This is a genomic window from Kiloniella antarctica, from assembly GCF_042682825.1.
In the GTDB taxonomy this organism is placed as follows: Bacteria; Pseudomonadota; Alphaproteobacteria; order Kiloniellales; family Kiloniellaceae; genus Kiloniella; species Kiloniella antarctica.
This window is the reverse complement of sequence record NZ_JBHUII010000011.1, coordinates 191873-204803: the sequence shown is the minus strand read 5'-3', so window position 1 is coordinate 204803 and position 12931 is coordinate 191873. Positions and strand designations below refer to the sequence as shown.

Here is a 12931-nt window from a genome sequence, read left to right as displayed (position 1 = left end):
GTCATCATCGGATAATAAGAACCCGTCTTTTATTGATAAAGACATGTTCTCGGGGCGGGGTGAAAATCCCCACCGGCGGTAATAGCCTTTTGGCTTAAGCCCGCGAGCGCCTTTCAGCTTTCATCTGAAAGGGTCAGCAGACATGGTGAGATTCCACGGCCGACGGTTATAGTCCGGATGGTAGAGAACGGAGTGGCGAAACCTCAACTGAGATTGTTGAGGTTATACCATTACGTGCGCCCTGATTCTCGTTTTGTGTTTGATTGGAAAAATCGATGAATCAGAATTCTAATAGTAAGTATCAAGACATGCACTTTGCTTTTATTCAAGCACAGTGGCACAGCGATATCGTTGGCAATTGTCGAAAAGCATTCTTAAGCGAAATTGAAAAACAATCCAATGGATTGGCCAGGGTTGAAATATTTGATGTCCCCGGTGCCTTGGAAATTCCTCTGGTCGCAAAGAAGCTTGCAAAGACAGGACGTTTTTCTGCGATTGTTGGGACAGCCTTTGTCGTTGATGGCGGCATATACCGCCACGACTTTGTCTCACAAACCGTAATTTCAGGTATGATGCAGGCACAAATGGATACTGACATTCCGGTACTAAGCGCCATATTGACTCCACACCACTTTCATAATTCAGAAGAACATCTTCATTTCTTCCTTGAGCACTTCAAGGTCAAAGGCAAAGAAGTTGCAGATGCCTGTCTCTCGATTTCAACTCTGCATCAAGACATAGCCCGTACAGCGTAATAAAAGAGAGCCCTGCACAAACGTTACAGGGCTCTCTTAATATCCACAAAAACATTTCCTAGATGAATATATTTTCATCTAGGAAGAAGCTAAAATTGATTCACCGACCTCTTCTAGCTTTAACTTTACAGTTCGCTTTAACCCATTGTTACAAGAAGCCCAGACAACAAAGAGAGATAACAATTGAAAACCAAATGAAGACGCAAGTCCAACATAAGACCCGTCAACGAACAAACAACGACACTTTCTCTTTATCAAAGTAAATTTTACGATCCAACACCCGCACAAATGACGAACATCATTTGCGATATCTTAGACAATATGCTAAACATTTGACGAAACAGAAGTCTCTGTTGTTCCTAGATAGGCCTGAATTTGTTCCACAAATCATGAACAACCACCACTGAGACAATACCCAAACACTCTTGATTTACGAAAGATCATTATGAGCCAGCCCACGAAACAGGTTGTAACCCGTTTTGCACCCTCACCAACTGGATTTCTACATATTGGCGGTGCCCGTACAGCATTATTTAATTGGCTTTTTGCACAACATCATGGCGGAAAATACCTCCTGCGAATAGAAGATACTGACAGGAAAAGATCCACGCCAGAAGCTATTGAAGCTATAATAGACGGTCTCGATTGGCTTGGCTTAAATCATGATGATGAGATCACTTACCAATTTTCAGGTGCGAGCAGGCATCAAGAAGTTGCAAACCACCTACTAGCCGAAGGTAAAGCTTACCATTGTTATTGTAGCCCTGAAGAGCTTACCGAAATGAGGGAAAAAGCCAAAGCTGAAGGCCGTCCTATGAAATATGATGGCCTATGGCGCGATCGTCTTGCGTCTGAAGCTCCAGAAGGTATCGCCCCCGTTGTTCGCTTAAAGATGCCTCTTGATGGGGAAACGGTAATCAAGGACTTGGTACAAGGTGACGTGACTGTAGCAAACGCACAGTTGGACGACATGATCCTTCTTCGAGCTGATGGCACACCAACCTATATGCTTTCAGTTGTTGTCGATGATCATGATATGGGCATTACCCACGTTATCCGCGGCGATGATCATTTAACAAATGCTTTCCGTCAGGTACAGCTCTTCAAAGCCATGGGTTGGGATCTTCCTGAATTTGCGCATATCCCCCTTATTCACGGCGCTGACGGCGCAAAGCTATCTAAACGTCATGGCGCACTCGGGGTAGAAGCCTATCGCGATGAAATGGGGTATCTCCCAGAAGCTCTTAGAAATTACTTACTTCGCCTAGGTTGGGGACACGGTGATGAAGAAGTTATTTCCACTGAACAGGCTATTGAATGGTTTGATATCAGTGGTGTCGGTAAATCACCGTCCCGTTTTGACTTCGCAAAGTTGGAAAACCTGAACGGGATCTATATCCGTAATGCAGAAAACACTTATCTTACAGATATCATCGCACCTTTGATTGAGAAAGATGAGGCTATCACCATTACTAATGATGCCAAAAACAGATTAATCAAGGGTATGAGTGGTCTCAAAGAACGCGCTAAAACTGTAAACGAGCTTGCAGAAAGTGCCGCATTCTACGTGAGAGCAAGACCTCTAGCCTTAAATGCCAAAGCTGAAAAACTACTCTCGGATGAAGGTAAGGAGAATTTAAAAAATTTACTACCTTTATTGCAAGAGCACACAGAGTGGAAAGAAGAAATTCTGGAAACAACCGTTAAAACATTTGCAGAAGAAAATGAGATTAAACTTGGTAAAGTAGCTCAACCCCTTCGTGCTGCACTAAGTGGTTCTAATGTTTCTCCAGGTATATTTGAAGTCATGGAGATTCTTGGTAAGGAAGAATCAATTAACCGTATTACAGACCAAATCTAAAGAAGTAAGAGAGTATAACAAATATTGCAGCGCACAATTTGATCTTAAGTAGTAAAAGCATTATGCTGCTGCGCAACAAACCAGTAAAAATAACAAAGAGCAGAGGTTCCAAAAATGTCAGATACCACCCCAAATAACAGCGTTACCCTTACGGACAACCGTACGGGAAAAAGTTTTGACATGCCAATCCTAGACGGAACCTCTGGTCCTAGTGTTATTGATATCCGTAAACTTTATAGTGAGTCCGGATGTTTCACTTACGACCCTGGGTTTACATCTACGGGTAGTTGTGATTCTTCAATTACTTATATTGATGGCGACAAGGGTATATTGCGGCACCGCGGTTACTCTATTGAAGATCTCGCTACCAAAAGCGATTATATGGATACATGCTATCTTTTGCTCAATGGCGAGCTTCCAAACAAAGATCAATCCAAAGAGTTTAAACAAACCATCACTTACCATACGATGTTACATGAGCAGATGATGAACTTCTATCGCGGCTTCCGTCGTGATTCTCACCCGATGGCAATTATGGTTGGCGTTGTTGGCGCACTGTCCGCTTTTTATCACGACTCAACCGACATCCGAGATCCAAACCAACGATTGATTGCATCGCATCGCCTCATTGCCAAAATGCCTACGATTGCAGCTTATGCGTATAAGTATGCGATTGGTCAACCATTCGTATATCCAAAAAACGATTTGAGTTTTGCAGAAAACTTCTTACACATGACCTTCTCTGTGCCATGTGAAGATTACAAAGCAAGTCCGGCACTTGTTCGTGCTATGGACAGAATTTTCATTCTTCATGCTGATCACGAGCAAAATGCATCAACATCAACCGTTCGGTTAGCTGGCTCTAGTGGCGCCAATCCCTTTGCTTGTATTGCTGCGGGTATTGCTTCACTTTGGGGACCTGCCCACGGCGGGGCAAACGAAGCTGTTCTCAGCATGCTTCAGCAAATTGGGCATAAAGACAATATTCCAAAGTATATCGAACGCGCTAAAGACAAAAATGATCCTTTCCGTCTCATGGGCTTTGGCCACCGCGTCTACAAAAACTATGATCCACGCGCTGCAGTAATGCGTGAATCATGTCATGAAGTCCTCGAAGAGCTTGGTATTAACGATCCATTGCTTGAGTTGGCCATGGAACTGGAACGTGTTGCACTTTCTGACCCATACTTCGCAGAGAAAAAACTCTTCCCTAATGTGGATTTCTATTCCGGTATCATTTTACGGGCTATGAATTTTCCAACTTCGATGTTTACCGTTCTCTTTGCTCTTGCCAGAACTGTTGGTTGGGTTGCTCAGTGGAAAGAAATGATCGAAGATCCTCACCACAAAATCGGCCGTCCACGTCAACTGTTCCTCGGCCATGAAGAACGTGAATTTATCCCGGTTGAGAAAAGATAACCTCAAGACCGAGTAAAATACGAGCAAAATAAAAAAGCGCTGCGATATTCGCAGCGCTTTTTTAATAAAGTGTTCCAATCTTAAGCCTCATTTTGAAGTGGCTTATCGCTCAATGAGTTCGATCTTATAACCATCAGGATCTTCAATAAAGGCAATCACAGTTGATCCGTGCTGCATGGGTCCTGGTTTACGAGGTATATTTACCCCTTCTTTTTCCAACTCCGCACACGTTGCATAAATATCTGGCACTCCTAATGCGAGGTGACCAAATCCGGTTCCAAGATCATAGGACTCTTTTTGCCCCCAATTATGAGTGAGCTCGATAACCGTATGATTTTCCTCATCGCCGTACCCTAAGAACGCAAGAGTAAACTCTCCAGATGGGAAATCTTTTTTTCTCAGAAGTTTCATCCCAAGATGCCGCGTATAAAAATCAATAGACTTGTCGAGATCAACGACCCTGATCATAGTGTGTAAAAATTGGAACGATTTTGTATCTGTCACAAAGGAATCTCCTGATAATTTTTGGCCCGGAACGATAATCAGAGAGCTGAGTGTTGTCCAATGACAGCCAAAATAGTTTTTGCCGCTTTTGTACTTGGCATTTCATCACCACATTTCAATAGCTTAATTACTTCACCATAGCTATTAATCTGTTCTTGTTTTCTTGTACCATCCAAAAGTAAACATTCAATATCACGTGCAAGAATTTCAGCCGTACAGTCTTCTTGAATACGTTCTGGTTGGACTTCTCGGTCGAGTAGAATGTTCGGTAAACTCGCAAACTTAATCTTTATTAGAAGACGCGCAATAAAGGCAGTAATAGGTGCAACTTTATAGGCGATAACAGTTGGCACCCGATCGACAGCAAGCTCTAGGGCGACTGTTCCAGACGCCGCCAATGCTGCATTCGCACACCGAAAGGCTTTGTGTTTGCCATCAACACCTTCAACAACCCTAACCTTAACTGGCCAATCACATGTAAGTGCTTCGACGGTGCTTTTTACATTACTTACTGTCGGAATAATACATTGCAGATCAGGGATTGACTTGGCGAGTAAGGCAACGGTTTCCTTAAACACAGGTCCTAGTTTGGCGACTTCACCTCTTCGACTTCCCGGCAATACTGCAAGAGTCGGCGCTTCAGTCGACAAACCTAATTCAGAACAAAGTTGTTCTCTTTTAATTTCAGTAAAGGCACCCTCTGCTTCAATAACCGGGTGGCCAACAAAGGTCGAAGCAAGTCCGTGTTTTTCAAAATACGGAGGCTCAAAGGGGAGTAACGTTAAAAGATGATCCAGATAAGTAGACACTTTTTGTGCCCGTTTTTTCTTCCAAGCCCAAACCGAAGGTGCAACATAATGGATCAAAGGAATTCCTTTACCTTTCAACCCCTTACTAACTTTGAGACTAAACCCAGGCGAATCAATAGTAACCAGCGCAGAAGGCCGTTGCTCTTCAACATCAACTTTAGTCTGCTTGATACGACGAAGGATATTGGGAATATGTGGAAGAACCTCGGCAAGCCCCATGACAGCCAGTTCATGGATAGGGAAAAGACTGACAAGTCCTTCAGCTGCCATCCGCTCCCCGCCAATACCTGCGAAGCGAACCTCTCCCTTAGTTTCATGCTTAAGGGCAGCCATCAACCTTGCCCCCAACTGATCGCCCGAAGGCTCTCCCGCAATCAAATAAATCAGAGGTATCTCATTAGAAATATTATTCATAATCGGAAGGATCAATCCCGATCACAAACAAACCATAACGATCCGCGGCACTTATTAAGGCGTCTCGATCAATAACCAAGGCTCCACCAGCTTCAATAGCAATACCTTTTAACCCTGCATTAACGGCGCCTTTAATAGTCTCCACACCTATCGTTGGTAAATCAGCACGCCGTTCTTGTTCCGGTTTTTTTAACTTAACAAGAACGCCCGAATCACCGCCTCTTTTCAGATCTAGACAACGAGAAAGTAAAGCGTCCGTACCCTCAATGGCTTCAACGCCTAGGACCAAGCCTTGTTGAATCACGACAGACTGACCGACATCGACACGCCCCATCGCTTTGGCAACTTCAACGCCACGCTTAATATCGTCATAAGCAAATGCATCAGGGATAATAGATCCGTAAACACCTTTGGTAGCCAATAAATCATTCAAGAGTTCATCAACCCCTCTAAAAACAAAACCTTCTTCTTCTACTGCAGAGATAACAGATCTAAGAAGCCCATCATCACCAAGACTTTTAGCTCCAATTTTTGCAAAAAACTGTAAGGCTCTCCAATCAGGACGAAGCTCTGCCATAGAGGGTCTTTTTACAGGTCCAATCATTACAAGCTCTTTAACTTGCTGCTCTTTTAACGTTTTTAAGATTTTTCCAGCGGCACCAAGACGAGTCCAAAGGTGTTCAACATCGTTGACCGTTTCTGGGTCTGTCTGTCCTTTGAAGGCAACCAAAAATACTTCTCTGTTCGTTTCTTCGCATAATTTGATCAACCGTCTTGGAAGGTGACCTCCACCGGCAAGTATTCCAAGCTTTGCGTTCATACTATTTCGGCTGGCAGATTGCCCGAGAAGAATCTACGGCAACAAAGTCGATTACTTCTTTGGCTGTTTCATTATCAGAAAATTTCTTTTTTACAGTGTCTAGTCGTTCTGAAAGCGTTCCTTCATCGGAAAATAAATCCTTAAAAACACTCTGCAAACTGGAAATATCTTCACGTGGAAGCCCATGGCGCTTCATACCCACCAAGTTTAGACCACTTAGACGTGCACGTTCGCCCATGACCATGCCAAACGGAATGACGTCATTTTCAACACCTGACATCCCACCAATCATAGCATTACGCCCGATACGAACAAATTGATGCACTGCAGATAACCCCCCGATAATTGCAAAATCATCGACTTCAACATGTCCACCAAGCGTTGCGTTATTCACGAGAATTACATTATTACCAAGAATACAGTCATGTGCTACATGAGCAGACATCATCAATAAGCAATTATCACCGATACGAGTTACAAGCCCCCCACCAGAAGTACCGGGATTTATAGTAACATGTTCGCGAATTTTGTTATTTTTACCAATAACAAGTTCTGACTTTTCACCATCAAATTTTAAATCTTGAGGCTGATGACCAATTGATGCAAACGGGAAAATTTCTGTCCCTTCACCGATGGTCGTATTACCAGCCACAACGACATGGCTGTGCAAAATCATATTCGCTGCTAAAGATACCTTTGGTCCGACAACACAATATGGCCCAATTTGAGCTGTTTTGTGAATCTTTGCACCATCTTCAATGATCGCAGTGGGGTGTATGCTCACAATTAATCATCCATGATCATAGCTTTGAATTCCGCATTGGCGACAACTTTACCATCAACTTTAGCCTTGCCATCAAACTTCCATACATTCCCGCGTTGTTGGACTTTTGTGACATGGATTTTCAATTGATCGCCAGGAACAACAGGTTTACGAAATTTGGCTCCATCTACAGACATAAAATATACAATTTTACCTGCGGCAGCACCATCAAGTGTTTCAACAACGAATACTGCTGCAGTCTGCGCCATAGCTTCAACAATGAGAACCCCCGGCATAACAGGCTGTCTTGGGAAATGCCCTTCGAAAAATGGTTCATTTATAGTGACATTTTTCAAACCAACGGCAGTTTCATTTTTGATAATATTATCTACGCGATCAATGAGCAGAAAAGGATAGCGATGAGGAATCATCTCTTTGATCTCGAGAATACCAACAGAGCGCCCTTCGTCCGTTACTACGGCTTCTTCACTCATACTTTTAACCTTTCTTCGTATTCAATTGTTTTTTCCACATTGCAACCAAACGGAAAAAATCTTTAATTGGCATTGCAGGAGTGCCCGCGACAACTTGCCCAGCTTCTACATCTTTAATAACAGCAGCCCGTCCAGCAATTTGGACACCAGCACCCATACTGATATGACCGGCAACACCGGACTGTGCTCCCATAACAACATAATCATCCAGAGTAGCACTGCCTGCTATACCGGACTGGGCAACAACAACACATTGCTTACCCATTTTCACATTATGCCCAATCTGGACTAAGTTATCGATCTTAGTCCCATCACCAATAATTGTGTCAGGCCCTGCACCACGGTCAATGCATGAGTTTGCACCGACTTCAACGTCATTACCGATGATCACCCGGCCAAGTTGAGGCACATCGATGTAACCGTCCGGTTCCATCGCAAATCCAAACCCTCTATTACCTATTCGAACGCCAGCATGAATTTGGCAATTATCTCCAAGCAAACAATACTCAAGAGATGAATTTGCGCCTAATAAAGTGTTTGAACCAACTTTTACACCGTCACCAATAACCGCATTAGGTTCAATAACACAGCCGTCACCAATCACGACATTTTTGCCGATATAAACTCCGGCAGAAATGTGACACTTATCACCGATCTGTGCACAATCATCAATCACAGCACTGACATGAATACTTGAAGTATTGTGTTGCGGTTTAGGATAAAATTTTTGAGCAATCAAAGCATAAGCTTTGTAAGGCTTTGATGTCAGAATAAGTGCTGTATTATTTGGTTTTTTAGATGAAAACTTCGGATCAACTATACACACACCAGCTTTAGTAATTTCAAAGTCTGATAGATATTTTTTGTTATCCAGAAAACTAACCTGAGTATGATCGCTTGCCTCCAAAGAAGCCACATCATGAATCAATAAATTTGGGTTAGCACCTTCAGATAAAATTCCACCAACAAGATCACACAATTCTGAAAGACGAAATGGACCTGCATTATGAAAAAAATGTGGGTCGGCCATGGTACAGAACTCTCTAATTATTGGAGTACAACGGACGGCAACGATGTATTGAGCTTCTGAACGACCTCGTCAGTGATGTCCAAGCTAGGCTTCGTCCAAACCAACGATTGTTTTGCAATAATTAGATCAAAGCCATGCGCTGCAACCATTTGATCAATAATTTGTCCAAGTTTGCTCTGTATCTGTTTTAAACCTGCATTACGAAGCTGGTTGATACTATTTTTACGTTCTTTTGCTTGGCTTCTTATGATCGCCGCTTGTTTATCAATATCTGCTTTTTTTTGGGCATAGACTTCAGGAGCAAGAATAGATTTTTGGCGAACTAATTTTTGATTTTCCGTTACCAGGTTTTGTTCTTTAAGTTTAAATTCTTGTTGAAATTGTCCACGAAGCCCTTCGACCTTTTGGTTGGTCTGTTTGTAGGCTTGAGAAGCTTGAATTACCCTTTGCGTATCAACGACACCAATCTTTAACTGGGTACTCTGTGCATAAGTCTCCGTTACGCCGCCTATCCCCCCGAGCGAAAGAGACAAAGCTACGGTAAATAATGTAAAGAGTCTTTTATAAGTGATCATTTTTAAAAATTTGTCCCAAAGCTAAAGCTAAATATTTCAGTTTCATCATAATCTTCTTTTAATGCGGCGAAACCAAGATCCATCGCAAGAGGTCCAAAAGGAGATTTCCAGGTCAACCCCGTACCAAAAGAAACTCTTGGGTTTGAAGAATCATCAACACCAGAACTTTGACCATCAATATCCCAAGCTGCACCAAAATCAGAGAAAACCCTGCCTTTAACACCAAATTCTTCAGGTAATCCAAGAGGAAATGTCAGCTCAATGCTACCGTTATAAAAATGTTTTCCGCCTAGAGCATCGTCACTCGCCTGATCTCGAGGTCCAACTCCACCACTTTTAAAGCCACGAAGTTTATCACCACCTAAGAAGAATCTATCCACGATTCGGGTATCTTCATCTAGGCCGATTATATTGCCGACTTCAGCTCGTGATTTTACAACCAAATCTTCTGAGAAAGAGTAATAGTGGGTTCCTCCAAGAGACACTTTCAGATGTTGAACATCTCCACCAAGCCCCGCAATTTCATTTTCCAACTTAAGGAGATAACCATCAGTTGGTGCAATCCTAGAATCAAGTTTATCATAAGTAAGCGTAGAAGATACCGCTGACTTTATCGTCGTACCTTCCTGCTCTTTAACAAGATTGGCAGCATCGTCATCAACATCTTGAATTTCAATATGTTCAAAACGATACCTCAATACCTGTCGTAGTTCCTCAGATAGATCATATCCAATCCGTAACGCCCCACCCGTTTTCTTTTCTTCAAAAGAAAGACTATCTTCGTCACGTGTAATACGAAAAATATCAAACCCTGCGGCTATTTCTTTATCCAAGAAATAGGGTTCAGTGAAACTTACATCTGCTTCAGATCCGGAACCTGCGAGAGCAATATTAAAACGTAAATCTTGCCCACGTCCTAAAAGATTCCGCTCTCGAATACCAACACTACCAAGAGGACCAGATGAAGATGAAAATCCAGCCCCAAATGTCAATTCGCCTGTCGATTGCTCTTCTACTTCTACTTTAATAACCGTACGATCGGGAGTACTTCCCGGTTGGTTATCAACATTTACTGATTGAAAGAACCCTAATTTTTGAATTCTTGAGCGTGAACGCCTTAACTTAGAACTGTTAAACGCATCGCCTTCAACCAACCTAAACTCTCGACGAATAACCTTATCTAGGGTTCGAGAGTTCCCTTCAATATCAATCCGTTCGACGTATACTTTTGCTCCTTCAGAGATACTAAAGACAAGATCAATAACCTTATTCTCAGTATCTTTTTCAGGCTGAGGTCTAATATCTACAAATGCATAACCAAGATTCCCCACAGCATCCGTAAGATTATCAACGGTTTTATCAATTAAATCGGCGTTATACCAATCATTCTCCTCTGGCAAAATTTGATCTTGAACGGTCGTTGGATCAAATTCTTTTAAGGCGCTTTCAACATCGATAGTTCCAAAGGTATAACGTTCGCCTTCAGAAATTGTGAAAGTTACAACAAAAGATTCTCTATTGGACGTTAGCTCCGCAATCACAGATCTCACTTCAAAGTCGGCATACCCTTCTTTGAGATAAAAACGGCGCAAAAGCTCTCTGTCAAATGTCAAACGATCTGGATCGTAAGTGTCCGTATCAGTAAGAAAATTCCAAAACGCGGTTTCTGAAGTCGAAACAGTTCCTTGTAATGAGCTATCTGAAAATTCTTTATTTCCAATAAAATTAACTGTTGTTACATAGCTACGATCGCCTTCAGTAATTTCGAAGACTAGATCTACACGATTTTGAGGAAGTTGAATTACTTTTGGTTCAACTGTCGCTGCAAAGCGCCCTGAACGACGATAAAGTTCTAAAAGTCTTTGGGCATCAGCCTGGGCTTTTGTTCGTGTAAAAACGACCCGTTCACGAAGGGTCGATTCTGTTCTCAGAATATCATCATCTAACCGTTGATTACCCTCGAATGCAATTCTGTTGATAATTGGGTTTTCAACAACGACAACGATAAGGTCACCGCCTTGCCTTTTAAGAGAAACATCCGCAAATAAACCCGTTGCAAAAATGCTTTTCAAAGACCTATTCAGAAGTACAGGATCAAATGTGTCACCCGGATTGACTTCCATATAGGACCGAACAGATTCCGGCTCTATTCGTTGTGTACCCTCAACAACAATGTTGTCAATTGTACCACCAGACATCAAGGCCTGCGCGTAGGCGTGATTTTGAATGTTTCCAACTCCTAGAGTTAGAATCATTCCCCCAATTAATAGTGACAGAAGCGTTTTACGCAACACATTTACCCCCGGGTAATCCGCGTATGTTTTTAATATCCACAAGCAGATCAGAACCATTGTTTCGACACAACATCGTTCCAAGTAACGAATACCATTAAGCTCAATACCAGAGCTAAGCCAAATCTGAAACAATATTCTTGTTTTCGTTCACTAAGTGGACGACCTCGAATAGCTTCATAAACATAAAAAAACAAATGTCCCCCATCAAGCATGGGTACTGGCATGAGATTCAAAAGTCCAAGATTTATAGACAACATAGCCATGAACCAAATATATGTGGCAAAACCAGCTTTAGCTGCCATACCGGACATTTCTGCTATTTTTACGGGCCCACCAAGTTCTTTAACAGAACGGTGACCATCAAACATTTGCCCAATTGCTTTAAAAGTACCAACTGAAATGTCGTAGGTTTCATAAACCGCTGCTCCAATGGCTGAAAATACATCAAATTGTTTGAAAGACGATGCACCTCTTTTTGCATGAATGCCTATCAACCAGCGTTTTGCATCCTGGCCATTAGGACCAGTATAAATATCTACTTTAGGTGTAACACTTAGCTTAACCAGCTCATTGTTCCGCTCGACAACAACATCAATTGCCTCACCAGAACCAAGTTGAACAATCCGTTGAAGTTCTTCAAATCGGTCCACGTTTGTTCCATCGGCCTCAACGACAAGGTCATCAGGTAAAAATCCAGCAACCTCTGCTGCACTTCCCTCTACAACTTGAGAAACAATTGCTGCTGAATAAGGTTGTCCGACAAAAACATACAACCCACTTAAAAGAATTATAGCTAGAATGAAATTAGCAATAGGACCTGCCGCGACAATAGCTGCGCGCTGGCCAACTGATTTTGCCTTAAATGTAGTCGCAATCTCTTCTGGCGTTAAGCTAGAGTCTTCATCCGAAGTGGAACTGGTGACGTCACCATCACCAAACATTTTAACGTACCCACCCAAAGGAATAATACTAAATTTCCAACGAGTTTTATTTTTATCATAAAAGCCAAAAAGTTCTGGGCCAAATCCGACTGAAAAGACATCAACCTTTACACCATTTTTTCTTGCCACCCAATAATGACCAAGTTCATGAAAAAAAACCAGCACCGTAAGAAGCACAAGAAAGGCGAGAGTTGCAGTAAGAAAGTCCATAAAATTTAACTTATATAGTTGTTACGTTATCCATAAGGCACA

At 42.3% G+C, this 12931-nt stretch carries 12 protein-coding genes and 1 riboswitch; of the genes, 3 read left to right on the top strand and 9 right to left on the bottom strand.

All coding sequences use genetic code 11. The features are described 5' to 3' along the window. Positions 1-41: 41 nt before the first annotated feature. Positions 42-193, top strand: a riboswitch (FMN riboswitch). Positions 194-275: 82 nt separating this feature from the next. From ACFSKO_RS16985 to ACFSKO_RS16975, 3 genes are all read left to right on the top strand, one after another. Next, entirely contained in the window at positions 276-755 is a 480-nt protein-coding gene (locus ACFSKO_RS16985; protein ID WP_380253826.1) for a 6,7-dimethyl-8-ribityllumazine synthase, read from the top strand. Positions 756-1200: 445 nt separating this feature from the next. After that, positions 1201-2616: a glutamate--tRNA ligase gene (gene gltX, locus ACFSKO_RS16980; RefSeq protein ID WP_380253824.1), complete on the top strand. Its 1416-nt coding sequence runs from the start codon at positions 1201-1203 to the stop codon at positions 2614-2616. A gap of 114 nt (positions 2617-2730) precedes the next feature. After that, positions 2731-4035, top strand: coding sequence for a citrate synthase (locus ACFSKO_RS16975; RefSeq protein WP_380253822.1), 1305 nt, complete (start codon positions 2731-2733; stop codon positions 4033-4035). A 102-nt stretch (positions 4036-4137) separates the two neighbouring features. On the opposite strand, the gene gloA is transcribed toward ACFSKO_RS16975, so the two are convergent. From gloA to rseP, 9 genes are all read right to left on the bottom strand, one after another. Continuing rightward, the gene (gene gloA / locus ACFSKO_RS16970; protein WP_380254450.1) at positions 4138-4503 is read right to left on the bottom strand and encodes a lactoylglutathione lyase; all 366 of its coding nucleotides are present in this window, start codon (positions 4501-4503) and stop codon (positions 4138-4140) included. Between the two features lie 74 nt (positions 4504-4577). Further along, a complete protein-coding gene (lpxB, locus tag ACFSKO_RS16965) occupies positions 4578-5762 on the bottom strand; it encodes a lipid-A-disaccharide synthase (RefSeq protein ID WP_380253820.1) in 1185 nt (394 codons plus the stop codon). Next, entirely contained in the window at positions 5755-6582 is an 828-nt protein-coding gene (locus ACFSKO_RS16960) for an LpxI family protein (RefSeq protein ID WP_380253818.1), read from the bottom strand. Before ACFSKO_RS16960 ends, lpxB begins: the two co-directional genes overlap by 8 nt. Position 6583: 1 nt before the next feature. After that, positions 6584-7369 carry an acyl-ACP--UDP-N-acetylglucosamine O-acyltransferase gene (lpxA, locus tag ACFSKO_RS16955; RefSeq protein WP_380254448.1) on the bottom strand — a complete coding sequence of 262 codons (786 nt, stop codon included), beginning with the start codon at positions 7367-7369 and terminating at the stop codon, positions 6584-6586. Continuing rightward, complete coding sequence (gene fabZ / locus ACFSKO_RS16950; RefSeq protein ID WP_380253817.1) at positions 7369-7839, bottom strand: 3-hydroxyacyl-ACP dehydratase FabZ; 471 nt, start codon at positions 7837-7839, stop codon at positions 7369-7371. Before fabZ ends, lpxA begins: the two co-directional genes overlap by 1 nt. Before the next feature lie 4 nt (positions 7840-7843). Further along, positions 7844-8869 (bottom strand): UDP-3-O-(3-hydroxymyristoyl)glucosamine N-acyltransferase, encoded by a 1026-nt coding sequence (gene lpxD / locus ACFSKO_RS16945; protein WP_380253815.1) that lies wholly within the window; start codon positions 8867-8869, stop codon positions 7844-7846. A gap of 17 nt (positions 8870-8886) precedes the next feature. Further along, on the bottom strand, positions 8887-9444 hold the full coding sequence (locus tag ACFSKO_RS16940) for an OmpH/Skp family outer membrane protein (protein ID WP_380253813.1): 558 nt from the start codon (positions 9442-9444) through the stop codon (positions 8887-8889). Between the two features lie 2 nt (positions 9445-9446). Next, positions 9447-11738: an outer membrane protein assembly factor BamA gene (gene bamA / locus ACFSKO_RS16935; protein WP_380253811.1), complete on the bottom strand. Its 2292-nt coding sequence runs from the start codon at positions 11736-11738 to the stop codon at positions 9447-9449. Positions 11739-11785: 47 nt separating this feature from the next. Further along, a complete protein-coding gene (gene rseP, locus ACFSKO_RS16930) occupies positions 11786-12889 on the bottom strand; it encodes an RIP metalloprotease RseP (protein WP_380253809.1) in 1104 nt (367 codons plus the stop codon). Between the last annotated feature and the right edge of the window lie 42 nt (positions 12890-12931).